Consider the following 24,748-nt stretch of genomic DNA (forward strand, 5'->3'; position numbering starts at 1 on the left):
TAGGCTTATTTCCTTATTTAAAATCAAAAGGTGTAAATGTATCAGCTATATTAGACAATGCACAGAAAGCTACGGATAGCGTTGATAAGGTACTTGCAGTAGTACAGGACATACTACCCAACAACCCTGCAGTTGGTGTTTTAACAATTGTTGAAAAATGGGCGAAAATAGGTGTTGGAAATGCAGAACAATTATACCATAGTGGAGAAGCTACAGGTGAGGAAAGAGCAACAATAGCATCCAATACAGTTTATAATGTCTTAAATGAAATGAATATTACAGTAGATGATAACAAAAAAATCTTAATAGATGCAGCAATTAAAGAGGCAGTACTTAAATTAGGGCATACTAAAGATGCAGTAGTAAAGGTTGCGGATGTTTCTGCAGAACCCATAAAAGTAGAAGTTGCTCCAGTGATAGTTAAATATTTTGCACCGGATGGAGTAACAGAACTGCAACCAGTAACCATAATAGATCCAGTAGCAGCACAATAATTTTTAATCCTGGAGTTAGAGAAATCTAGCTTCAGGCTTTTTTTATTTCTTAAATAGGAAAGCTTGTCTTATTTTGTAAGATGGTATACAATAAAAAAAGAAACCACTTCGACGATCAATCAAAAAGCAGTTTCTTAAAAAGAAATTATATTCTATTGCCTCTATTATAGCACATATTGGATGGAATATAACTAAAATAATGGAGGGTGAACATGGCAAATAAAAAAAGTAAAGTACACTATTTCTATCCTATGACACAAGTAGGAGAGGAAACTAAGTTAGTAGATCTATTACCAATTTTATCAGAACTGCAAGATATAGCGCCAGAAGAAAGACTATTAGATGAAGGTGATGGCAATATTCAACTTAAGAAAATTAGCTTTAATAAAGACTTTAAAAAGTGGGAATTATGTTTTCTTAGAAATAAGGTAGATGCACCTTTTAGAACAAGACTCGATGATGACACCGATGCTGCAGAAGCTTTAGATGAGGATGAGTTCATAGGTCATGAATGTTGTATGCTGTATGATGAGGTAACAGGAATAATAGCCCTTCAAAATAATAGAAATAGTATTTCATTTGCGGGAGTGTCCCAATTATTAGGTAAATATGCACAAATAGGTATATTCTTATCAGCAATAGTATATGAAGAAAAATATTGTGAAATATTAGAAGAAGATGGAATAGAGTATAAAAGTGTAATTATTGCATATACTGATATAACTAAAATTAGAGAACTAGCAACTATGGAAGAGTATAAGAGTGTGGAGTTTCTTGCAAAGCTTACCACCGACATGTCAGCTTTAAATGGTAAAATTGAATTAAGTGTTGGGAGAGGTAAAAGTTTTTTAGGAAAGGCGGCATTAAAACAGTTTGTTAACTTTTTCAAAAAACATAAAGAAATAACGAGTAATTTGAAGGTAAAAATGGTAGATGATGATACAATAAGATTAATTGATTTATTAAGTAATAAAGCTAGTGATGAATTCGAAATATCTGTAACCAAAGATGATCCTAAGACATTTAAGAAAATACTTAATGCTTTAAACGCTATATTCGACACGGCACTCACAACAACACTTGAAAAATGTAAGAAAATTATTTAATCATTTAAAAGGAGTAGTATTATGAACTTGAAGGTAAAACGTAGCACTATAATAATTTATAATGTAATACTGGTAATTCTAACATTTATGTTTTATAAAATGAATATAACGAGTAAAATTATTAGATATATTAGTTTTGAAACTATTATGTATAAGTTCCAAGATTTACTTTCAATTTCTATTACTATTTTAATTGTTTTTGTAGGGGCGATTATAACTGTAGCTACAGTTCTTATTTCTATGTGTGATAAAAGAATTATTAGACTTATAGCAAAGAATAATAAAACATCCTATTTAGTATCTTGTATTAAAACATCGATAGTAACAGGGTTAATAATAATAGTACTTTTAGCAATTATGTATGCAAGAATTGATTTTAATATTTTTATAATTAGAATTATCATTTTATATATAGTAGGATATTTAATGATAATATTTACTGCAAAAAGCAAATTGTTAATAGTAATTATACTTAGTATATTAAACGAATCGTTTAAAGAGCAGGAGCAGGATTCGTTTAGGTTTAAACCTACATTTAAAAATCCTAATGATAAGACAAACAAAAAAGAATAATATATATTAAAATATTTAGAAGATCTGCGGGTAACTAATATCTTAGTGTTTATGTGCCAGAGTGTAATTAGCGGAACTGAAAAACTATATGAGATAAAATATGAGTTGAGTACCTGCAAGTGGATATTATTTAAAATCTAGATCTTAAATTATAGACTGTTTTAAAAATTCTATTCACTACATCCTATCTTTCATCTCTGAGAAAAATGTGAATCAAGGTTCAGCGAAGAAAACTCGTAAGTATTTTGTCACAAAACTATTATACCTTGCATTATAAATTGCTTATATATAGAAATTTTAAATTTCAACTAAAACAAGTAAGTTCAGCATATTCTATAATTATCTCAAAGATATAGATTGGATTTAACTAAAACTAACTAAAATTCTACTTTTTAAAAGCAGCTATATTAAGTAAGTCTTGAACCATAACAAAGCTGTAACCTTGGCTCCTAAGTGAACTTATTATCTGAGGCAGCGCTTTAACAGTATTAGATAAGTCTCCACTCTTACCAACTGCACAATGTTGTAATATTATTCCACCGGGGTATAATTCCTTACTAACATAATTCATTATTTGAAGTACAGAAGTTTTATCCCAGTCTCTTGTATCAACAGACCAATCTATTATTTCATACCCCAAGGATGAAATTTCATCGATTACCTGTGGAGTTGTTGAACCATATGGAGGACGAAACATTGCAGTATTAAGCCCTGTTATTTTGTAAAGTAATTGTTCGGTTTTTTGTACTTCTTCTTTAATTTTATCAGCGGGCAACCTTGATAAAATAGGATGATCCCAAGTATGATTTCCAATTGAATGTCCTTCACTAACTATACGGAGAATCATCTCTGGATGAGCTTGTGCACGCAATCCAACAATGAAAAATGTAGCTTTTACATTGTTTTGCTTTAAAATTTCAAGAATTTGAGGTGTGTAATATACATCCGGTCCGTCATCAAACGTTAATGCCACTTGTTTTAAGGTTCGATTAGGTGAACAATATATAACACGCAAGGATGGAGGATTATGTACTGTAGTTTTAGTTGAAGACTCAGTTGCTCCTGTGTTTTTATTTAAAACTTGCCAATTAATGAGCATACCAGCAACAACTATAAAGATTATTATTGAATTTTTTTTTATTAATTTCATAATGAAGACCTCATTTACCTGTAGATTTTATCTTTATTTGAATTATCAGTTCAAATTTAAGCTCGAATTTAGTTTGCACAAAATACGAAAAAAATATATGAGGTATTAGTTTGTATAATAAGAAGAATAACCCAAAAATTCATTTCAAGGTTACATAATAATTAATAACATTTTGTATAACCAGTGAATATAAAAATATACGTAATTCGTAGTTCAATAAAAGTGTGCAATAATTACTATCTATAACTGTATTGTACCATGGTATAATGGACATTAAAAAGTAAGCATTTCGATGGATGTACACCTGGTTTGATAATTGTGTTATTCTAAATGATTGTTGTTACAAAGTTCTTATTTTTTTCATTGTCTATTACTATATTTAGTTATTTAAGGATATATATAGGGTGGATTAACCATAAGAATATGAAGTTATCTCCTAAGTGCTTTGATTTCAGATAGATTTCAGTTTGACAAATGTGAAATTTACCATTTATATATTCATATATAGTTTCGTATTTATTGTATGTAACGTTTCAGTTTAATTTGCATAACTTATAGGGGAGTTAAGGGAATGGCAGTAAACATTCATAAGACTTACTGATATTGGAAAGAAAGTGGCAGAAATTTTTGATATAACTCTTAAAGTGTATTATAAAAAAGTTATCGCAAAGATTCAAAAAAGGTCAGGTTGAAGGTGTTTTAAAGTCGATTAACATTCTTCAAAAATCATTTGAAAGAGTTAATCTAAACTGCTGTTAATAATCATACAAGTGTATTCGAGGTGAGTTTAACGATACTAGTGATTTCTATAAGTACTATGGTCATAGCTTTAGAATTTGTATGTTCACACCTATTAGATGACAAAAATACAAAGGTGCTTAATGATTTTTGTAAATTAGAAGGTAAAAAGTACTTGATAAGAAGAGATATCAGTGACTAATTTAGATAAAAAGCTTGAAGTTAGAATAATCTAGCTTCAGGTCTTTTTTAATCTGGAGCTACTAACTAGCTAACCTTATTCTCTAATCTTAACTTATCAGCTACCATAGCTATGAACTCTGAATTAGTAGGCCTGCCCTTTTCATTACGAATAGTATATCCGAAAATTTTATTAATAGTTTCTATTTGACCCCTACTCCAAGCAACATCTATTGCATGCCTAATTGCCCTTTCTACTCTACTAGCAGTAGTATTAAATTTTTTACCTATTGATGGATACAATTCTTTTGTAACAGAAGATAGAAGTTCAATATCATTCACTACCAAGTTTATTGCTTCCCTCAAATACATGTATCCCTTTATGTGGGCAGGTATTCCAATTTCGTGAATAATACTAGTTATTTCAGTGATCATATCTGTTGGTTGACTTTTATTAATTGCACTTTCGTTTTCATCAAGATAAGTAATTACTTTTTTCACATCCCTATTATATATGCCGTTATCTAGCAATTGCCTAATTCTCTCAACTAATACGTCCATGGCAAAAGGTTTTACAATATAATAATCTGCTCCTAGTGACATGGCTCTTTGGGTTATTTTATCATGACCAACTGCTGATAAGACTATAATACGAGGCAGTGGATCTAAATTCATTGTATTTAACTTCTCTAGAACACCCAAACCATCAAGATTAGGCATAATCATATCAAGTATAACTAAATCAGGCTTTTTATCTTCAATCATTTTTAATGCTTCTTTTCCATCTTCTGCTATTCCAGTAACAACAATATCCTTTTGAAATGATATATATTCATTTAGCAAATTACAAAATTCTTTGCAATCATCAACAATGATTATGCTTATTTTTGGTTCTTCCATGTCTATGATCTCCTTTATAGTTTGGTTATATATCCCAATAATAAGTTCAACAAAAGATTGGAAAATCCTTCTAATTAAAAACATATTTATAAATATTGTCGAATGAGCAATATAAAAGACTATAAAAGTAGATGAAAGCAACTCTGGACAGAGTGTAATTAGCGGAACTGAAAAACTATATGAGATAAAATACGAGTTCAGTAGTTGTAGATGGATATTATTTAAAATTTGATGTATAATGATTTAATGATATTTGACAGAATGGGGGACATATAATGAAACTAATGTGTAAATGTGGAAACATAGAAGATATAAAAACTGACAAGCCTATTACAGATTTTGAATTTAGAAACTGTGGTGACGGTACTGCAGCATTAGTCTGTAAGAATTGTAATGAGGTTGTATTTATTGATTTGAAAAATAGTTAGAAGTTCTGAGGGATGCCTTGGGGCTTTTTTTGTTGGGAAAATAAGAGGGATATTAATGGCACACGTAGAATAGTAAGTATTATACAAGTGATGAAAAAAGAGGTGGCTATATTGAAAGTTAACAAAAGCAAAATTATTTATCTTTTACTTGCATTTATAATTTCTATTACATTTATAACATGGGGATTAAGTCAATTAGAGCTAAAGAATAATCCTCAAGTCAGAGAAGCTTTAGCAAAATCAAAGATATCACAAGTTGAATATATATTTGCTGTATGTGGAAAACAGTTACCAGATAGCAAAGTTAAAGTATTTAATTCTATGGTAAAGAAAAGTTCTCAATTTGACTACAGTAAAAATAATTTTGAAGATTATGCAGAAAACTGGTTGATATTTTTAATTCCTTCATTAATTCTTACAGCAATTCTTTTTGCTCCATATTTAATAATTCAAGATAGAATAGAAAGAAAAAAGAAGATTAAGCAAGAAGCGTTACTTAAAGAAAATTACATAAAAAAATATTCTTTAAATGGTAAAGTAACTAAAGTAAAATGCATTGATGGTACAATATCAAATACGCAAGTTATTAATAAGACTTTAAATTTTTGGAACGATAAAAAAGCTATTTATTTTGTTAACAGTGATCATCATAATGACTTAGGTTTGTTTAACATTCAATTTAAGGATGTTATATGGTTTTCAAGATATGGAGAACTCTATACATCTATGGATGTTAACGGCGGTGACAGTTCATTTGGAAGAGCAGCGTTGGGATATCTAATTGCCGGACCAGCAGGTGCCATTATTGCGAGTGTAGATTCAATAAACAGTGAAACCATTGTTCACGATAAAAGAGAAACACTATTATTTATACAAGAGAATAATGAAGAAAAGTACATATTCTTTGAGCCTAATTTATATGATGTTTTAATGCACATTTTACCAAGCAAAGAAATAAATATTATGGCTAAAAAGGAAAAGAAGTATGAAGGAAATAATGATAAGTTTGAAAAAATAAAGAAACTCGGAGAACTCAGAGAGAAGGGATATATAGATGAATCTGAATTTATAAAGTTAAAAGCGGATATTATTTAAAATCTAAATCTTAGATTAACAATAAAAATAAAAATACTATACTTAGGGGGGACCCAGTGCAGTATCTTTAGTTATTAAAATAAAAGGATTGGTATTTAAATTATAGACTATTTTACAAGTTTTATCCACTTAATTAAGGAAAATTTAAACCTGAGGTTAGAGAAATCTAGCTTCAGGCTTTTTTTAGTGCGCCCGGCATGGGCGCAATCTAAAGGGTGAAAGTCCCTAGCACGGGTTGATAGTGCCAAGTGCATAGCTTAAGACAAGGGTGTCCATGGTGACGTGGAATCTGAAGGAAGTGCGGCGAAATCCTGGTCTGACGAACAGAAACTACATATAAGGCATATGTTTGTGGGTAAGTTTGCTAAACAAAACGAAGCCCAAAACTATTCGAAACAAGTGGTGTAAATGTATCAGCTATACTATACAATGCGAAGAAAGCTACAGATAGCTTTGATAAAGTGCTTGGAGCAGTACAAGATATATTACCCAATAACCCTACGGTAATTATATTAAAAACGATTGAAAAATGGGCGAAAATAGGTGTTGGAAATGCGGAACAATTATACCATAGTGGAGAAGTTACAGGCGAGGAAAGAGCAACAATAAAAGAAGCAGTCCTAAATCTAGGGCATACTAAAGAAGCAGTAGTAAAGATTGCAGATATTCCTTCAGAAACCGTAAAGGTAGAAGTTGTTCCAGCAATAATTAAATACTTTGCACCAGATGGAGTAACAGAATTACAACCGTCATTATAGCAGAGCCTATAGCAGTACAATAAGTTAGACCTCAGGGAGAAATCCTTGGGGTATTTTTGGTTTTAAGTCGATTTTTGTAACACGATACTTAAAGGAATATGAGCTGTTATTGTAGAATACATAGATTAAACAAGAAACAAGTTTATTTTTAAGATACTTAGTTATTAATTGTATGGGAAAGGAGGGGTTAAAGTTGAAAAAATTAATTCGTAAAACTATGAATATAATTGGATGTGTAGCGTTATTTGTTGGAGCATTAGCTATTGTGCCAACATCAATGCTTAATTCACATCAGCCTAATTGTCCGGATGAATTTTTAGAATAAAAATGTTGACTCTTTTGGGAAAGGATGTATTACTTTTAGCTACAATAGTTCAAAAGAGTCAATGCTTTATTGAGGAGAAGATATGAATATGGCTGCGACTAGAGAATTAATACTTGCTATCTTAGAATCATTAATATTATTAGGAGTTTTTAGCTCTTTAACTAATCAAAAGAAGTATATAAGTGAGAATAAAATAAAATCATGGTTATTTTGTATAATATACGTTTTTGTAACTTGTTTGAGTACACTTTATGTTAATAATTTGTATCGTATACTAATTATTATAGTAGTTTCTATTTTATTATTAGCATTTATTACAAGAATAAGTCTCTATTCTTCGACTATCATATTTTCACTGTTTTTTACAATAGTATTTACTACAGAGACTTTAGTTCAATTCATTGAAATGTCTATATTTAAAGTGGAATTAAATCAAATTTTAACAGTTAATAAATACTTATTTATCTTCTTATTTGTGTGCAAATTGCTACAGATATTTGTTGTAATAATACTTTTTAAATATAATGTGTATTTAAATAAAATTATATTAACCAATAAAGAAGAATTTATTTTTTCAGAATTTTTAATAGAAATTGGAATTTTCAATCTATTTATATACGTTTTGATTTTTAGTGTTTTAGATATTAAAAAAAATAGAATACATAATATGTTAATCTTTAGTATATCTTTTGTTTTTTTAATAATTGCATTTCTACGCTTAAAAGAAAGAGAAAAAATGATGAATATAAACAATAAATATAAAGTTCAAGAGTATCAGATTACAAATATGGAAGAAATACTTAGCATTATTAGACAAGAAAAACATGATTATGCTAACCATATAAATGTTATACAGGCATTGTGTTGCTTGAACAAGCCCAATACCGTTGAGCGAATAAACGAATATGTATCAAAACTTTCAGACATAATTCATTCATCATTTAGATATTTAGATACGGGGAATGATTATATAGATGCTTTGTTATCAATAAAAAATAACTACGCAACTAAAAATAAAATAGATTTCAAGGTAATGATTGATGAGCCTTTTAGTTCGTTAAAAATTAGAGAAGATGAATTAATAAGTATCATTAGTAATATTATTGATAATGCATTTGAAGCATTCAAATTAAAATCATGTACTGAAAATAAAGAAATATCTATCACTACTTCTTTAGAGGATAGCAAGTTTTGTATTGAAATAGCAGATAGTGGAGAGGGCATTCCTGAAGAAATAAAAAACAAAATTTTCGAAAAAGGGTTTTCTACAAAAACTAAGCAAAAAGGTGAACATGGGTATGGGTTATATATGACTAAGAAATTAGTCGAGCATAATGATGGGAGCATAACTGTAGAATGTGTTTCGGGAAAAACTAAATTCTTAGTTAAATTTGTAATATAAAAGGATAGACGAATGAATAAATTAATCAGTTGTATAGTAAAAAAAATATCTGAAACAAATTCTCAATTTACGGACTTAGAACTAAAAAAAATGGAATATGGATTACTCTGTTTTTTTGATGAAGTTACAAAGATTATTCCATATTATATTATATTCTACTTATTTTCACTTCAGCAATACTATGTAGTTGTTTTTGTGTTTTTCTGTCCAATAAGATTATTTTCTGGTGGATTCCATTCAAAGACTTATTGGGGATGTTTTTTTATTAGTTTTGTAACTTTCTGTGTAATAATTACTATTGGCAAGTATATATCGATAAATACCATTACCTCAATATTAGTATTAATTATTTCCGTTTTACTTGTATGTATTTTTTCTCCTGTAGATAATATTAATAAGAGAATAAAAAGTAGGGAGCGAAGAAAGAAGCTCAAAAACTTTTCTGTAGTTACAATTATTTTGTTGAGTGGATCGTGTTATCTGATACCGGGTAGATTTTTTACTACGGCAATACTATCTATTTTTATAGCTGTAATAATGATGATGATGGGCTACATAAATAATGAATGTAATTTAAAAATGAATATTTACAAATAATGAGCTGAAATGGTAAGTTATTATTCAAGCTGTGTGTTGAGGGTACTGTAGAATTAGACTGTAAGGATTATTGAAAAGGCATATTATTAATTTTAAGAATGGTCAAGAGCTCTGAGGGATACCTTAGGGCTTTTATTTTATTCATTTAGAATTTAATTAAAATTACATTATATGTTGCAAATGTGTAAATAATGTATTATTATTGAAATTGTGAGTTTTTATGAGGGGTGGAATAAAATATGAGTGAGCAAGCGGAATTACTTAGAAGTAAATTAGAAAAGTTGGTATCAGTTACTGATAGCCTTATTGATAGTGAAATCATTTCTGTAAGTCAAGAATTGGACAAGCTTATTTTTCAATATTATTTAAAAGCATAATATAGATTTAAACATGTTCCTCTGGCTTCGGCTGGAGGTTTTTATTTTTTTGTAAAAAATAGTTATGAACTCAATACAAATGGATATTATTTGAGATTTGAGGTACCGTAGCTTAAAGATTATCAATAAAAATAACAATACTGCACTTAGGAGGAACCCGGTGCAGTATTGTTAGTTACATAATAAAAGGAGTAGTATTTAAATTATAGACTATTTTATGAATTTTATTCACTGCATTAAGGAAAATTTAAACCTGAGATTAGAGAAATCTAGCTTCAGGTTTTTATATTTATCTTAACTATTTTTTTGAAATTGAAGTAGTTCTATTTTGTAAGTTCATAGTGTTATGTATGGGTAAAACAATATAGAACGAGAACTATACGCCCCTCCCCTATAATCCTATGGTTGATTATAAAAGAATATATTCCTCATTCTACATGGAAGCTGAAATTTGTTATAATGTTATTGAAGTTATGTCAGTAATATTATGTTCGTATTTTGAAATGTTATACTATGGAGATTTGTGGATATAAGTATAAATTAAAGGAATTTAAAACACTTTGGAGAATATTTAAAGAATCTTGACGAATCATCGTAATACAAAAAAAGGCAATGGTTAATCCAATGCCTTTTTTGTATCTTATTTATTATATACAATTTTCATCTCTGCATTTACCATTGCTCTTAAAGCAAAAATAGCATAGTAAATCTTTTATGCATATGTTAAATTTCTCTGCAATCTTATAAATGTTATCTAAAGACATATCTTCTAATTCCTCTTCTCTCTTTATTGTCCCAGAACTGATTAACAATTTAATATCATCTTTTATTTTATCTGTAATCATCATTATTTTATCAACTCCTCTACAATCTTCCAAGCATGGATAATCAAGCATTTGGCAAGGCGATGTGTCTAGCAATAGGTAAATTTTTTCTAGAATATCTATAGAAATTTTATTATGCCCTAGTTCAATTGCAGAGATATGCTGTCTTGAAACTCCCAGCATCTTAGCTAATTGTGTTTGCGTTAAATTATATTTTGATCTGTATTCACGCACTCTCATATAATCACCTTTTTTATTACATCATACCTTAATTATCGACAAAATAAAACATATTTGATACAAATTACAATTAAATTATAATTTAATTATTTACAATCTTAAAATAAGGCGATTTAGTTTGTTTTTGTAAACCTATAGGTTGACAATTTTAAACTAAATAATTTAAATTACACCCTTTGTTTTGACAAATTATTGACAAACAAGGTGGTATTATAAGTTGAACAAAAGAAAATTACAGGGGTGGTTGATGTGATAAATTTATTTATGCTTTTTAGGATATGGAGTTTGTATGTTTGTCCTACCTAATAGGTAGTCTGTAGATATATTAAAGTAATCAGCCATTTTAATAACTAGATAGATATTAGGGGTTCTATAAGCAGTTTCATAATTTGATAATGTTTTTCTATCTATATGTAACGCTTTTGATAATTCATCCTGTGTTAAATCCTTATCCTGTCTTAAAGCCCTTAACCTATCATTAAACTGCACAACAATCCCTCCAATTTGATAAATATATCTAGTATATCATTGGGGAATTGGATTGATTTATAAGTGGCTCGTTTAGCAGACAACGCAAAATAAGGCTGCGAGATATTTGACTATATGTAATATGCAACAATGGCATTGACTATATGAGAACAAACGTTCTATACATTTGCAAATAAATGTGTTATTATTAATCTATTAAGGATAGATATGGAAGATTAGACAGACAAAAACGAGGGGCAAATGCTATCTGCTTGTTATGGTTAAAATGTTATCATTAGTGATAGTATTAGTAGTAGACAATAAATGTATGTTAGTCTTTTAAAAGGGGGATAAATTCATGTCAAATGAGGAAATAATAAAAAAACTAAAGAAAAAAACTGTTTATTAGAAGTGGAAAATGAAAAACTAAAAATAATGAATGCAAAACAGGAAGAAGTTATAAAAAATATACAGATAATATTAAAGGCAAGTGTCTTATTATGAAAAAGCCATTTAATGAATTGTTGTCATTAAGTGGCTTTCGTCAAAAATCCGTCAAAAATTATACTCAAATTTTATCAAACTTTATCAATGTTAAATTTGTGTATTTTTAATAAAAACGTTGATATATATACATTAAATCAAAATATATTGAATTCTATATCGTTGATTAGTATAATGTAAATGTATACAATAAATAAAATCAATTAGGTACATGAAAATAAGGAGATGGGTGTATGTCAAAAGTTGTAGAAAAATTTTTTAAATATGTAAGCTACGATACTAAATCTGATGAGGAATCAACTACCGTTCCAAGTACAAATGGTCAAATGATACTTGGCAAACAATTAGTTGCTGAATTAAAGGAAATGGGTATACAAGAGGTAAGTATAGATGATAATGGATATGTAATGGCGACTATTCCGTCAAATGTAGAAAAAGATATACCAACAATAGGATTTATAGCACATATGGATACTGCTCCAGATATGTCAGGAAAAAACGTTAATCCTAAATTTGTTTACAACTATGACGGAGAAGACATAATATTAAATAAAGAGAATAATATAGTATTATCCCCAAAAGATTTTCCAGAGCTCAAGAATTATATAGGAAAAACTCTTATAACTACAGATGGAACTACACTACTAGGAGCTGATGATAAAGCTGGAATTTCTGAGATAATGACTGCTGTAGAGTATTTAATGGAAAATCCTAGCTTCCCACATGGTAAGGTTTGTATTGGATTTACACCAGATGAAGAAGTAGGACGTGGGGCAGATCTTTTTGATGTGAAAAAATTTGCTGCAGATTTTGCATATACTATGGATGGCGGTACTATTGGGGAATTAGAGTCCGAAAATTTTAATGCGGCAGGAGCAAAAATTTCTATTCATGGCAGAAATGTTCACCCAGGTTCAGCAAAAGGAAAAATGATTCACTCTACACTTATAGCAAACGAATTTATGAATTCATTGCCATCAAATGAGACACCAGGTACTACAGAAGGGTATGAAGGATTTTATCATTTAATAGCTCTTAATGGAGATGTTGAAGGAACAAAACTTCAATATATTATAAGAGATTTTGATGCTGAAAGCTATGAAAATAGGAAAACATTTATGAAAAATATAGTAAAGACGCTAAATGACAAATACGGTACTGGAACCGTTGAAATAGAAATAAAGGACCAATATTTTAATATGAAAGAAAAAATAGAGCCAGTTAAACATATTGTAGATACAGCATTTTTGGCTATGAAGGAGGTAGGAGTAAATCCTATAATGGTACCTATTAGAGGCGGTACAGATGGTGCAAGGCTTTCATTTATGGGACTTCCTACACCAAATATATTTGCGGGTGGACATAATTTCCATGGTAAATATGAATTCATACCTACATTTGCTATGGAAAAAGCTGTTGAGGTAATACTTAAAATAGTTGAACTATATGCCGGTAAATAATAGGACGTGTGAAAATCAATAACAAGTCAATGATGAATTGTGGTTAAATAGTGAAATCATTATATTTTATATAATAATTTCACTATTTTTTTATAAACACAAATAATTGTCTATACTAACCAAAGAGTAAATAATAAATAGTGTTTTAAAAATGTACAATATTTATTAAAGGTTTGTTAATAAAGTTGACACTAAACTGTAACATATAAGTATTAATATATACTTAAAGGTAAAATACAAGCAGAAATTCAAAAAGGAATATAAATATCCTATTTACTATAATTTAAAGTTAGATAATAGATAATAACTTTTATATACCCATAGAAACCAATTCCAATAAGGAGGTAAATAATATGAACGAAAATAATAATAATGATGTAGTAAATGGAAATAATAATTGGGGTGAGAATATAAATGACCCACAGGAAAATATTAATCCTGAGCAAAATGTAAATGTACCTAAAGATGTGCTTAGTGAAAAGCAAAGTGAAACGTTGCATATACAATTAGAAGATACTAATTATACTGAAATAAATGATAAAAATGTGAAAAAAGATAAAGGTGGTATGAGAAAAAGGATAGTATCCTATATAATAGTAGGTGCAATATGCTCTACACTTGGAGGTGTAGGTTCTGCTGTTGTTACGATGAATATGATGAAAAATACAAGCACTACTAATACACCCAAAACAACTGCTACAACGGTTGCTAGCAATTCAAAAGCAAAGCTTATACCTGCCAGTAGTACAGAAAATTTAACTGTACCTGAAATTGTAAAAAAGGTAAGTCCAGCAGTAGTTGCAATTTCTACCAATAGTACTAGTGTAAGTAGCGCGGTTAGAGGGCAGGGTACCCAACCAGAAGGTGTGGGTACTGGTATGATATTTAGTGAAGATGGATATATTTTAACTAATTATCATGTTATAAGCGGAGCACAGAATATTAAAGTTATGCTTAGTGATGGACGCGAAGTTTCTGCAAAAATAATTAATTATGATGCTACAGCAGATGTAGCTGTAATTAAATTAGCAGATGGAACTAAGGTTCCAGGTGTTGCTGAATTTGGAGATTCGGATAAGCTTGAAGTAGGGGAATCAGTAGTAGCAATTGGGAATCCCTTAGGAAAAGAATTTTTAGGATCTGTTACTACAGGAATTGTTAGTGCAGTTAATAGGCAAGTAAGCATTGAAAATAAAGATTTGAAATTTATCCAAACAGATGCAGCTATTAACCCAGGGAATAGTGGTGGCCCACTTGTGAATACTAAGGGGCAAGTTATAGGAATAAATACTGCTAAAATAGGTCAAGAAGGTGTAGAAGGATTGGGTTTTGCAATACCAATTAATACAGTAAACCCTAAAATGGATGCTTTAATTAAACCAATTCTTAATATTGGAATTTCTTGCAGAGACATAACTGCAGACATTTCCAAGCAATACAATATTCCAGTAGGCGTGTATGTTTCACAAATAAAAGAGTTTAGTGCTGCAGAAAAAGCCGGGATAGCACCTGGGGATATTATTGTACAGTTCGATGGCAAAAAGATTAAAACTGTGGATGAACTAAATAAGATTAAAGGTACACATAAAGCCGGTGATGTAGTTAAAGTAGAATTAGTTAGAGATAGTAAAACAATAAAAGTAAATTTAACACTTTCTGTTTAAATTAAAGCCACTTGGCGCAATATGCGTTAAGTGGCTTTAATGGCATTCTAGAAGGTCACTCACCTATCTCTGTAGGTGAGTGATGAATTAATACTGTGTTTTATAGGGTTACCCGTTGCTCTTTAATAAGGCCTTTTCTATATGCCGTAAGAAGTAGCTCTAAATCTTTAATTTGATCCTTAATTTCGAGGCCTACATCAGTATCTGTTACACGAATACGATTTGTAGATTTCTCTAAAACTATAGTAGAAGAAAGAATATCCTTTCCTTCATCGATAGCCTTTTGAGTAGATTCAAAAGGAGCATGGGATGCCAGTAGCAATCCATAGGAATTATAAATAAGAGTATATCCAGCTATGCCTGTCTCTGGTTGATAGGCCTTGGAAAAGCCACCATCAATAACTAAAAGTTTACCATTAGCCTTTATAGGACTTTCACCTTGTTTGGTCTTAACTGGAACATGACCATTTATAATATGTGACTCATTGGGGTTTAATTCAAATTCAGACAATATATTATTGCATATTGATTCATCGTCTCTATAATTATAATATGGGTTCTTAATTTCTTTATGAGTACTTTTGTCATTTATAAAATACCTTTCAAAGGTAGTCATTTTGTCTTTACCAAATAATGGAGAGTTTGAACCGCACCATAAATACCATATGGAGTCTAAGGCATAAAGCTTAGATTCTGAATCAACTTTCCCAAAGTAAGCTTCTCTTGCTATTCGCTCAGTTCGATCTATATAGGATTTTCCACTATAAGTAACATTGTCTATTTTCATTTTCTTAAAGCTACCATCTGCGTTTAGTGCAATACATCCATGATAAAGCAAGTTGGAGTTGTACTTTAAGTACATACTTCCTTTAGAATATAGAAAACGTACATGTTTTTGAAGCTTTTCACTATTTGAGAAAGAAGATTTAAGTTTGCCTACAAGTTCTCTTTCCTCTTGGGTTAATTTATAAGGGTCTTTGGGATCTATAGTTGGGAAATTAGTATCGTTTAGTATATATTCTTTTCCGTCGATATCTATGGTACCCTTTTCATAGTCTATTTTATGGAGAAGTAATCTGTTTTGCATTTCATAATTAGGGCATCTTTTTATTATAGCGCCTTCAAGTTTAAACTGAATTATAGTAATGGCTTTATGCATTTGAGACATTAAATTAAGGTCATTTTCTCTATAATTATTTTCAGGGAAAAGTTTAGGCTTAAAGGATTTACAGGGGTCATCTTTATAAAAATCTAAAGCGAAGGTTGCTAGTGGCAATAAGTTTATACCATAACCTTCCTCCACAGTATCTAAATTTGCATATCTGGTTGAAATACGAAGAACATTAGCAATGCAACTTTCAGAGCCAGCGGCGGCTCCCATCCAAAGTATATCGTGGTTACCCCACTGTATATCAATAGAGTGGTAGTGCATAAGGGTATCTAAGATTATATGGGCACCAGGACCTCTATCATAAATATCGCCTAAAATATGAAGTCTATCTATAGTAAGCCTTTGAATTAGGTTTGAAATAGCAACTATAAATTCTTTAGCTCTACCAATTTTAATTATAGTTTGAATAATTCCATTGTAATACTCCTGTTTATTAAAGGTGTTTTGTTGTTCGTGAAGTAATTCCTCAATAATGTATGCAAAATCTGGAGGCAGTGCTTTTCTAACTTTAGATCTAGTATATTTAGAGGAGATGGTTCTACAAATTTTAATAAGCTTATGAAGGGTAATTTTGTACCAATCATCTATATCAAGTTCTTCTCTAAGTGCTAGGTCTAATTTTTGTTCTGGATAATATATAATGGTTGCTAGTTCTTTTTTTTCAATCTCTCTAAGTGAATTACCAAAAATATCATTAATCTTTCGTTTGATTACTCCAGAGGCATTCCTAAGAACATGAGTAAAAGATTCATATTCACCATGAACATCTGTAAGAAAATGCTCAGTTCCTTTAGGTAGATTTAAAATAGCTTGTAAATTTATGATTTCTGTACAAGCATCTGGAATTGTAGGATACTTGCTAGCCAATAACTTAAGATATCTCAAATCTTCTTCTATAGTATCAACTGGTGTCTCACTAGAAAATATCATTTTTGACTCTCCTTTATAACTTTTATAATTTTATTTGTGTAGCCTATTTAATATAAAGGCTACACTTAATATTATAATACATTATTATGGAGTATTGTATTATGAAAACAAAATATTTTTTATTTTAATATGGATTAGTTGACAAAAACACTACGAAAGTATAATCTTTAGATAATTATTTAATGAAGTACGAAATATAGGAGGTATATATGAAAGATATAAAAATTAAAAGTGATGAAATGGTTAAAATGAAGAAGTGGGCATTAATCGGAGCGTCTCCAGATGAAAGTAAGTTTGGATATAAAATATTAATGCTACTTAAGAAAAAGGGATATACAGTGTATGGAATAAATCCTAAATACGACGAAATAAATGGAACTGTGATTTACCATTCATTAAAGGATTTACCTGAAAAAGTGGATGCTGTGAGCGTTATAGTAAATCCTAATGTAGCATTAAAGGCTCTAGATGAAATTGTAGAATGTGAAATAGAAAATGTATGGTTTCAACCAGGTTCTTATAACCAACAAGTTTTAGATAAGGCCAAAAATAATGAACTAAATATTGTTTTCCATGAATGTTTATATGTAGAATTAGGTAAAATTTAATTATATGGTTTTAAAAAAGGTGCACGGGCTTATGCCAGTGCACCTTTTGAATAACTTACAAAGCTTTATATTTTAAGTAGTGCATTAGGCTTTTCTAATAAGATATTAGTTCTTTCAATAGCTTCATCAATATTATTACAGATGTTTTCTACTCCTAAAGCATCTATAAATCCGTATTTGCCAAGAACAGTGGTAGGCTGTGATTGAAGATTTAATATTATTAGGTGAGTGTGATGTTTTTTGCAAATACCATAAAGCATTTCTAATGCATGGTATCCTGTGGCATCCATAGCCGGTACATTGGACATTTTTACAATTAATATTTTAGTAGGAATACCTATTTCTCTAATTGCATGCATAAACTTGTCCGCTGCACCGAAAAAGAAAGGACCATTAATTTCATATAAAGATACATTTTCAGGAGTTTTTATGCTATCGATAAGTTCTATTTGGTCTTTATCTTCATATTCATCAAGAATATATCGCACATCTGAAACATCGGCCATTCTTTTCATAAATAGTAGTGAGGCAAGAAGTAGACCTATCCCTATAGCAATTACTAAATCAAAGAAAATTGTTAATGAAAAAGTAGCTAAAAGCACTATAGCATCGCTTTTAGGAGCTTTAAGTATTCTTTGGAAAGCTTCCCATTCACCCATATTATAAGACACTATAATTAATATTGCGGCTAAAGATGACATAGGTACAAGTTTTACATAGGGCATACATACTAGAAGTATCATTAATAGAGCCAGTGAATGAACAATACCCGCAACGGGAGTTCTACCACCATTTTTTACATTTGCCGCAGTTCTTGCTATGGCACCAGTTACGGGAATGCCTCCCACGAGTCCAGAACAAATATTAGCGGCGCCTTGAGCCACAAGCTCCATGTTAGAACGGTGTGAACCACCAATCATACCATCAGCTACTACAGCAGATAATAAGGATTCTATTGAACCTAAAATTGCAATGGTTAGAGCTGGAAGCATTAGCTCTTTTATCATAGGAAAAGAAGTATGAGGAAGAGAAATAGCGGGCAATGAACTTGAGATATTACCAAAACGACTTCCAATGGTCTCTATATTCAAATTAAATAAAAGAGTTATTATAGTAGTTAATACTATTGCAATAAGCGTTCCGGGAATTTTTTTATTTATTTTAGGCCAAAATATAATTATTAAAAGCGAAAAAATACCCATAAGCATACTTTGTAAATTTAAAGTGTTGAAACTATTAAAATAAGCACCCCATTTAGGAATAAAGTCTGAGGGCACGGTTTTCATGGTTAGACCAAAAAAATCTTTAATTTGAGTGGAAAAAATAATAACGGCAATACCACTTGTAAACCCAGTGGTAATAGGGTAAGGAATGAATTTTAGCATACCGCCAAATTTTAAAAAGCCCATTATTATAAGAAAGAAGCCTGCCATTATTGTAGCTACGATTAGGCCGTCAATGCCAAATTTCTCAATAATACCAAATACAATAACTACAAAAGCGCCGGTGGGACCTGCAATTTGAACTCTACTGCCTCCAAGTAAAGAAACTATAAAGCCACCCACAATGGCGGTGTAAATCCCTTTTTCAGGAGAGACTCCAGATGCTATGGCAAGAGCTATAGCTAGAGGTAGAGCAATAATGGCAACAATAATTCCAGCAATAAAATCTTTAATAAATTGATCCTTTGAATAGGTTTTTAAACAGGTAAACAGTTTTGGTACGAACATATTTTCACTCCTCTATTTAATTAGTATTCGAATATTAGAAATAAAGTATATTCAAGTATTATTTTACTTGAAATTAGTCATTTCTAATATTATCTTATTATAAATATATTAGTTCTTAAGATAAAAATCTTAAAAACAATAAAATTATATTTAACTATACGCAATATTAAATACTACATATCATGTATAATAATATCATATTTTGCGAAAAAAAACAATTAGTAATGTGCGCTTTATTATAAGATAAAATCCTTTTGTTGATTTGCTATAATATCTTTGGTACAATCTATTAAACAATAGGTAGGCACATGAAAATAGTAATTTATATAAATAATAACTGGCATATTAGGGAGCATAAGGGGATATTATGAAACAAAGTGAATATTTGTTTAATGTACATTCGTTATATAATCTAGCAAGATACGCTTTTTTGAAAATTGAATCTAATTATGGAAGGCTGGTGGAGACTTCTTGCATAACGCTACCACAACTTAGAGTTCTTTGGATTATTAAAGTGTATCCAGGAACTTCACTTAGCAATATCGCAAGAATTGGATGTTGGACTTCACCTACAGTTAGTAATATGATTAAGATTTTAATGAATAAAAAGTTGATATTTAAAGAAGAAACTATAAATAAAAAAGTATACAAGTTTCAATTAACAGAAATGGGTAATTGGTTTATTGGTATAAACAAACAAGATAAGCAAAAAAAGTTTTACCTTTTTGACTTAATAGGCATATTTTCACATAGTGAATTAGATTTTATTATAGATATTTTCACTGGAATTATCATAAAAGAAAAGAAAGAATTTATTTTCGACTATATTAAGAAGATTAATGAAATGAATTTAAAAATTGATTTCAAAGATTTTGATATAAATACGGTTAGTATTATAAAAAAGACAATTAGTATATATAACCTTCTAAGAACATTCATTTTAACTGTTAAAAGTAATCATAGAGAACCACTTAAGGAATTTAATGTTACGTATCCTCAACTTAGAGCCTTATGGATAATAGCAGCTTTCCCGGGAATTACTTCAAGTGAATTAAGTGAAATTAGTTTTTGGTCACCGTCTACAGTTCATGTGATAGTAAAAAATTTAAATAATAAAAGCTTTATTCATAAAGAAAAAGCTTTAATAAAAAATGCTCATTACTTAGATATATCGGAGCTTGGTGAAAATTTGATAATAGAAGACTACACAAAAAATCAAAAAACACTCTTGATATTTGAAGAATTGAAAGATATAAATTCTAAGGATATGCTAAATTTAAATGGCCTTTTAAGTAAAATGAATAATAGATTAGGAAATCATAAAACAGAGGAGTATATAAAAAAGACCTTTGATATTATTAAAAATAAAGCATTTTGACAATTCAAATTTCTAATAATATAGCCCATGGAGTTGCTGGTTTTATTTTTATGGTAACAGGGCTTATTTTTTTTGCTTTTATTATTAAAAAATATTTATAGTACCTTGTAGTACATTAAGAAAATATCTTTCTTAAATAATACATAATTTTTAATAATAAATAGCAAATTAGTATAGTATCCTTATACAATTCATAACTTATTATATAAGGGTAAGTTTGATTTAATAATTAAATAATTAACAACTATTATATATTCTATAAAATAGAAAGGTGGTATAGAGATGAATAAAACTTTAAGAACCATTGCAATTGTTGTAGCAATTATTCTAGTAATAGCAATGCCTATTATTGGAGGCTACAATAAAATGGTGAGTTTAGAACAAAAGGTAAAGGTGGCAGAAGGAAACATAGATACTCAACTTCAGAGAAGGTCGGATTTAATCCCAAATTTAGTAGAAACTGTGAAAGGTTATGCCTCTCAAGAGAAAGATATTTTTATTAAAATAGCTGAGGCTAGGGCAAAACTCGGAGGTGCACAAACTGTAGGGGATAAAGCAAAGGCGGATAGTGAACTTGGTAGTGCACTTTCAAGGCTTTTAGTAGTTGTAGAAAGGTATCCAGATTTAAAATCTAGTGCTAATTTTAGGGATTTAACAGCAGCATTAGAGGGTACTGAAAATAGAATAGGGATAGCAAGACAGGATTATAATAAAAGTGTAGATAATTATAACACCACTATTAAAAAATTTCCAAATACAATCATTGCAGGGATTTTTAGATTTCAAGAAAGGGCATATTATAAAGCTAGTGAATCAGCTAAAGAAGTGCCAAAAGTTAACTTTAGTAAGTAGGAGTTAAATTATGAAGACTTATTTAATTAAATTAACGAGAAAGAAGATTAAACCGAAAAACATTTTGGCGCTTATGATAAGCATATTTTTACTAAGTGGGATAATGGCCATTAATTTAGTAAATGCAGAGATTAAATTTCCAAGACCTACACAGTTAAAATATGTTAATGATTACGCTAAAGTGATAGATGGTGACTCCATGCAATATATTTTGTCAGTAGGTAAGGAATTAGAAGATAAAACAGGTGCCCAGGCTACTGTTGTGGTTATAGATTCACTGCAGGGAGAAACTATAGAATCTTATGCCAATGGTATTTTTAGAAACTGGGGTATAGGGCAAAAGGATAAGAATAATGGGTTATTAATTTTATTATCAGTAAAAGATAAAAAGTGGAGAGTAGAAGTAGGTACAGCTCTAGAAGGAGCTATTACAGATATATACTCCTCAAGGGTAATGAATGATTTTGCAGTGCCAAAATTCAAAGCAAATCAATATGGACAGGGAATTAGGGCAGCATATTCAGTTTTATCTGATAGTATAGCTAAAGAATATGAAGTGAAACTAGATAAAAATATTAATGTTCCAAGGTATAGTGAAAGTGTAAAAAATCCAAACATTACTAAAAAGTCCAATGGAATTTTAGTAATAGGAGTTATTGTATTAGTGTTTCTTGATTTTATTTTTAATAGAGGCAGGATAACTAGATTTATAATTACATTACTATTTTGGAGTTCCATAGGTAGACGGGGTGGAAGAAATGGGGGCGGGTTCGGAGGCGGTTCAGGAGGTGATTCGGGAGGCTTTGGAGGAGGGTCATCAAGTGGCGGAGGTTCCTCAGGGGGATGGTAAGATATTGATTTAGCGGAATATAATAAAAATCAACTAAATTATTGGATTATATTACAGTGTTAATTTTATAAATTTAAAAGTATAATATTAATAGGCATATTAAAAATATGGCCTCTAGTACCATGCTAGAAGAATTAAACGTTAAAAAGCAGAAAAACAATTTACTTTCTGCTTTTTAACATTTATAAAATTATATTATATAAATTATCAGAAAATGGACTAGTACTCTGACTAGTTATTTTTTAAAAGAAGAGCGAATTAAAGATGAGAGGATAGGTAAAAATTATGCGTATAGGGATTGATTTAGGTGGAACTAATATAGTTGTTGGTATTGTTACAAATGAAGGGGATATAGTCCTTAAAAAAAGCACACCAACCTTAGCTTCAAGAAGGGCACTAGTAATAATCGAGGATATGGTTAATTTAATATATAAAACCTTGGAAGTCTCCCATATTTCTATAGATGACATTGAACTTATAGGTATTGGGGTTCCAGGTCTGGTTGATTATAAGAGTGGAATAATAAAAGAATGTGTAAATTTAGGATGGAAAAATGTAGATATATGCAAAATACTTAAAGAAAAAACTGGTAAAAGAATATTCATAGAAAATGATGCAAACGCTGCAGCTGGTGGCGAGTATTTATTTGGAACAATGAAAAATCATTTAAATTCAGTCTTTTTAACCTTAGGAACTGGTGTTGGTGGAGGAATAATTTTAAATGGTAAATTATATAGAGGGAAAAATGGAGCTGCAGCAGAAATAGGACACATGACAGTAGGAGAAAATTTTTATAATTGTGCCTGTGGTAATAATGGTTGCTTTGAAACCTTTACTTCAGCTACAGGTATAATTAAGTATGCTAAAAAATTGATAAATGAAAATCCACAGGATACATTAATACTTAAAAAAATAAATGGTTTGGATGAAATCGATGCTAAAATAATTTTTGATTGTGCAAAACAAGGAGATAAATTAGCTAATTTAGTTGTAGAGAGATTCGTTAAATATTTTTCTATAGGAATTTGTAATATATTAAATATCTTGGATGTAACAATGATAGGCATTGGCGGTGGAGTTTCTGCAGCTGGGGAATTTTTTATGGAATTGCTACTGAGTGATATTAAAAAACACAAATTGTTTAAAGAAATACCCGTTTGTTACATAAAGATTGCAACGCTAGGAAATGATGCTGGTATTATTGGGGCGGCGATGTTGGACAAACTATAGATTTAACGACATTCTTTTAATCACTATGAAAACTTATTAAATTTGATAAATTTTCATGGTGATTTTTTTATTTTTTAAATGTGATTTATTTGAAAATTATGGTTACATTTTCAAAACCCATATCCCATAAAATGCCTTGTAAAAGCAATTTAGCATTAGCATTAGCGCCCTCTAAAAATCCTGTTTTAATTAAATCACCTTCAACCTTGTTTTTCTGATTGCTGATTTCATTTATCATATCCTGAATACTAAGTTTGTTAAACATTGAGGATTTTTCATCATAAACAAAAAAATCTTCATTATTTATTACATGATCAAGAATTTTAGATTTTTTTAAAGTTATAGTAATGTTTTTTTGAAGTACAACAATATCTAAATCCTTTAAATCTACCCCTGCTTTAATATAGCCACTGTATTTAATTAAAAAGGACTTTTCAGTAAAGGGAATATGGAAATCTTTGATTTTTTTGCTATCTGTTAGAGCTATTATATTAGAATAGCTATATTTTGTTGTGGATAGCTCTGATATTTTTGATAACCTTTCTGAAATAAGAGTAGTGCTTATAACTTTATCCTTATTAAAATGGTTTATAATGGAATAAACCATTATTGATGAGATAGTTATACATAATAGCATAACTAAAAAAATAAGTTTATTTTTGCGTTTTATAGGTTTGAAGGCTGATTTTAAATTCATGCTAAAGCAACTCCTTATA

The 24,748-nt window shown here is 29.8% G+C and carries 25 protein-coding genes; 17 read left to right on the top strand and 8 right to left on the bottom strand.

Annotation, left to right across the window (positions count from 1 at the left end; translation table 11 throughout):
• Positions 1-13: 13 nt before the first annotated feature.
• Positions 14-244, bottom strand: coding sequence for a hypothetical protein (locus G9F70_RS02790; RefSeq protein ID WP_224617387.1), 231 nt, complete (start codon positions 242-244; stop codon positions 14-16).
• 25 nt (positions 245-269) lie between these two features.
• Here G9F70_RS02790 and G9F70_RS26850 point away from each other — a divergent pair, with 25 nt between their 5' ends.
• The 3 genes from G9F70_RS26850 to G9F70_RS02805 all read left to right on the top strand — a co-directional run bounded on the left by G9F70_RS26850 (position 270) and on the right by G9F70_RS02805 (position 2,173).
• Positions 270-494 carry a hypothetical protein gene (locus tag G9F70_RS26850; RefSeq protein ID WP_263484220.1) on the top strand — a complete coding sequence of 75 codons (225 nt, stop codon included), beginning with the start codon at positions 270-272 and terminating at the stop codon, positions 492-494.
• A 212-nt stretch (positions 495-706) separates the two neighbouring features.
• Positions 707-1,600: a DUF6731 family protein gene (locus G9F70_RS02800; RefSeq protein ID WP_164945141.1), complete on the top strand. Its 894-nt coding sequence runs from the start codon at positions 707-709 to the stop codon at positions 1,598-1,600.
• Positions 1,601-1,621: 21 nt separating this feature from the next.
• Positions 1,622-2,173 carry a hypothetical protein gene (locus tag G9F70_RS02805; protein WP_164945142.1) on the top strand — a complete coding sequence of 184 codons (552 nt, stop codon included), beginning with the start codon at positions 1,622-1,624 and terminating at the stop codon, positions 2,171-2,173.
• A gap of 385 nt (positions 2,174-2,558) precedes the next feature.
• Here G9F70_RS02805 and G9F70_RS02810 read toward each other — a convergent pair whose 3' ends face one another.
• The gene (locus G9F70_RS02810) at positions 2,559-3,323 is read right to left on the bottom strand and encodes a polysaccharide deacetylase family protein (protein ID WP_202882625.1); all 765 of its coding nucleotides are present in this window, start codon (positions 3,321-3,323) and stop codon (positions 2,559-2,561) included.
• 1,005 nt (positions 3,324-4,328) lie between these two features.
• The gene (spo0A, locus tag G9F70_RS02815; RefSeq protein WP_164945143.1) at positions 4,329-5,141 is read right to left on the bottom strand and encodes a sporulation transcription factor Spo0A; all 813 of its coding nucleotides are present in this window, start codon (positions 5,139-5,141) and stop codon (positions 4,329-4,331) included.
• 275 nt (positions 5,142-5,416) lie between these two features.
• Between spo0A and G9F70_RS02820 the strand changes: the two genes are divergently transcribed.
• The 7 genes from G9F70_RS02820 (at position 5,417) to G9F70_RS02850 (ending at position 10,123) form a co-directional block, all read left to right on the top strand.
• On the top strand, positions 5,417-5,569 hold the full coding sequence (locus G9F70_RS02820; protein ID WP_164945144.1) for a hypothetical protein: 153 nt from the start codon (positions 5,417-5,419) through the stop codon (positions 5,567-5,569).
• Positions 5,570-5,680: 111 nt separating this feature from the next.
• Positions 5,681-6,664, top strand: a complete 984-nt coding sequence (locus G9F70_RS02825) for an SHOCT domain-containing protein (RefSeq protein WP_164945145.1) — start codon at positions 5,681-5,683, stop codon at positions 6,662-6,664.
• A 461-nt stretch (positions 6,665-7,125) separates the two neighbouring features.
• Positions 7,126-7,422 carry a hypothetical protein gene (locus tag G9F70_RS02830; RefSeq protein ID WP_164945146.1) on the top strand — a complete coding sequence of 99 codons (297 nt, stop codon included), beginning with the start codon at positions 7,126-7,128 and terminating at the stop codon, positions 7,420-7,422.
• 193 nt (positions 7,423-7,615) lie between these two features.
• Positions 7,616-7,747 carry a cyclic lactone autoinducer peptide gene (locus G9F70_RS02835; RefSeq protein ID WP_224617388.1) on the top strand — a complete coding sequence of 44 codons (132 nt, stop codon included), beginning with the start codon at positions 7,616-7,618 and terminating at the stop codon, positions 7,745-7,747.
• 82 nt (positions 7,748-7,829) lie between these two features.
• Positions 7,830-9,149, top strand: a complete 1,320-nt coding sequence (locus G9F70_RS02840; RefSeq protein ID WP_318010987.1) for a sensor histidine kinase — start codon at positions 7,830-7,832, stop codon at positions 9,147-9,149.
• Between the two features lie 12 nt (positions 9,150-9,161).
• A complete protein-coding gene (locus tag G9F70_RS02845; RefSeq protein WP_164945148.1) occupies positions 9,162-9,746 on the top strand; it encodes an accessory gene regulator ArgB-like protein in 585 nt (194 codons plus the stop codon).
• A 239-nt stretch (positions 9,747-9,985) separates the two neighbouring features.
• Positions 9,986-10,123 carry an aspartyl-phosphate phosphatase Spo0E family protein gene (locus G9F70_RS02850; RefSeq protein ID WP_164945149.1) on the top strand — a complete coding sequence of 46 codons (138 nt, stop codon included), beginning with the start codon at positions 9,986-9,988 and terminating at the stop codon, positions 10,121-10,123.
• Positions 10,124-10,770: 647 nt separating this feature from the next.
• On the opposite strand, the gene G9F70_RS02855 is transcribed toward G9F70_RS02850, so the two are convergent.
• Complete coding sequence (locus tag G9F70_RS02855) at positions 10,771-11,187, bottom strand: helix-turn-helix transcriptional regulator (RefSeq protein ID WP_164945150.1); 417 nt, start codon at positions 11,185-11,187, stop codon at positions 10,771-10,773.
• A gap of 258 nt (positions 11,188-11,445) precedes the next feature.
• Positions 11,446-11,676, bottom strand: a complete 231-nt coding sequence (locus G9F70_RS02860; protein WP_164945151.1) for a helix-turn-helix domain-containing protein — start codon at positions 11,674-11,676, stop codon at positions 11,446-11,448.
• Positions 11,677-12,392: 716 nt separating this feature from the next.
• Here G9F70_RS02860 and pepT point away from each other — a divergent pair.
• The gene (gene pepT, locus G9F70_RS02865) at positions 12,393-13,619 is read left to right on the top strand and encodes a peptidase T (protein ID WP_164945152.1); all 1,227 of its coding nucleotides are present in this window, start codon (positions 12,393-12,395) and stop codon (positions 13,617-13,619) included.
• A 353-nt stretch (positions 13,620-13,972) separates the two neighbouring features.
• A complete protein-coding gene (locus tag G9F70_RS02870; RefSeq protein WP_164945153.1) occupies positions 13,973-15,283 on the top strand; it encodes a S1C family serine protease in 1,311 nt (436 codons plus the stop codon).
• A gap of 100 nt (positions 15,284-15,383) precedes the next feature.
• Here G9F70_RS02870 and G9F70_RS02875 read toward each other — a convergent pair whose 3' ends face one another.
• Positions 15,384-17,384, bottom strand: coding sequence for a fructose-1,6-bisphosphatase (locus G9F70_RS02875; RefSeq protein WP_164945154.1), 2,001 nt, complete (start codon positions 17,382-17,384; stop codon positions 15,384-15,386).
• 209 nt (positions 17,385-17,593) lie between these two features.
• Here G9F70_RS02875 and G9F70_RS02880 point away from each other — a divergent pair, with 209 nt between their 5' ends.
• Positions 17,594-17,992 carry a CoA-binding protein gene (locus G9F70_RS02880; RefSeq protein WP_164945155.1) on the top strand — a complete coding sequence of 133 codons (399 nt, stop codon included), beginning with the start codon at positions 17,594-17,596 and terminating at the stop codon, positions 17,990-17,992.
• A 65-nt stretch (positions 17,993-18,057) separates the two neighbouring features.
• On the opposite strand, the gene G9F70_RS02885 is transcribed toward G9F70_RS02880, so the two are convergent.
• Positions 18,058-19,722 (bottom strand): SulP family inorganic anion transporter, encoded by a 1,665-nt coding sequence (locus G9F70_RS02885; protein ID WP_164945156.1) that lies wholly within the window; start codon positions 19,720-19,722, stop codon positions 18,058-18,060.
• A 367-nt stretch (positions 19,723-20,089) separates the two neighbouring features.
• Between G9F70_RS02885 and G9F70_RS02890 the strand changes: the two genes are divergently transcribed.
• The 4 genes from G9F70_RS02890 to G9F70_RS02905 all read left to right on the top strand — a co-directional run bounded on the left by G9F70_RS02890 (position 20,090) and on the right by G9F70_RS02905 (position 24,032).
• Positions 20,090-21,100 (top strand): MarR family transcriptional regulator, encoded by a 1,011-nt coding sequence (locus tag G9F70_RS02890; protein WP_164945157.1) that lies wholly within the window; start codon positions 20,090-20,092, stop codon positions 21,098-21,100.
• A gap of 282 nt (positions 21,101-21,382) precedes the next feature.
• A complete protein-coding gene (locus G9F70_RS02895) occupies positions 21,383-21,952 on the top strand; it encodes a LemA family protein (RefSeq protein WP_164945158.1) in 570 nt (189 codons plus the stop codon).
• A gap of 10 nt (positions 21,953-21,962) precedes the next feature.
• Positions 21,963-22,802, top strand: a complete 840-nt coding sequence (locus G9F70_RS02900) for a TPM domain-containing protein (RefSeq protein ID WP_411955987.1) — start codon at positions 21,963-21,965, stop codon at positions 22,800-22,802.
• Between the two features lie 285 nt (positions 22,803-23,087).
• Entirely contained in the window at positions 23,088-24,032 is a 945-nt protein-coding gene (locus tag G9F70_RS02905) for an ROK family protein (RefSeq protein WP_164945159.1), read from the top strand.
• Positions 24,033-24,117: 85 nt separating this feature from the next.
• Here the strand turns inward: G9F70_RS02905 and G9F70_RS02910 are convergent, their stop codons facing one another.
• Complete coding sequence (locus G9F70_RS02910; protein ID WP_164945160.1) at positions 24,118-24,729, bottom strand: DUF4230 domain-containing protein; 612 nt, start codon at positions 24,727-24,729, stop codon at positions 24,118-24,120.
• Positions 24,730-24,748 lie beyond the last annotated feature (19 nt).

The sequence above is a fragment of the Clostridium sp. FP1 genome (genome assembly GCF_011065975.2).
Lineage (GTDB): Bacteria > Bacillota > Clostridia > Clostridiales > Clostridiaceae > Clostridium_AD > Clostridium_AD tagluense.